Genomic DNA, 516 nt, shown 5'->3' with positions numbered 1-516 from the left:
CATCCCGGCCTGCCGGGGGGTCGGCCCGGCCCCCGGGTCCCCCCCGCCCGTCGGGCGGCCCCCACCGCTCCCTCAGCCGGCGGTGATGCGGAGGCCGCGCCGCAACGCGTCCAGCTCGTCGGCGAACATGCGGCGGGAGATCTCCGCCGTCTCGACCAGGCTGGAGCCGTGGAACGTCCCCGGGTAGTGGCGCAGCTCGGCCGGCACGCCGGCATGGGCCAGCCGCTGCGCGTAGGCGATTCCCTCGTCGCGCAGGGGGTCGAACTGGCACGTCGTCACGAACGCGGGCGGCAGCCCGGCCAGGTCGGTGGCGCGCGCCGGGGCGGCGTAGGGCGAGACGTCCGGGCCGCCCGGTTCGGTGCCGAGGTAGCTCGTCCAACTCTGCACCGCGTTCGGCCGGTTCCAGATCGGCGTGTCGGTGTAGGCCCGCATCGACGGGGTGTCGAGCCGGTCGTCGAGCTCCGGGATGCCGAGGTACTGGAAGCACAGCCGCGGGCCGCCGCGGTCGCGGGCCAG

1 protein-coding gene is annotated in these 516 nt (G+C 76.4%); it reads right to left on the bottom strand.

All coding sequences use genetic code 11. The annotated features are described in order from the left end of the window. Positions 1–72: 72 nt before the first annotated feature. Positions 73–516 (bottom strand): alpha/beta hydrolase fold domain-containing protein (locus ACFVYA_RS48020; RefSeq protein ID WP_387055101.1); only part of this gene is annotated, 444 nt, incomplete at its 5' end.

Origin of the sequence: Amycolatopsis sp. NPDC058278 (assembly GCF_042881395.1) — a bacterium.
Taxonomy (GTDB): Bacteria; Actinomycetota; Actinomycetes; order Mycobacteriales; family Pseudonocardiaceae; genus Amycolatopsis.
Note: the sequence above shows the minus strand (reverse complement) of the source record. Positions and strands in the feature narration are given on the sequence as shown.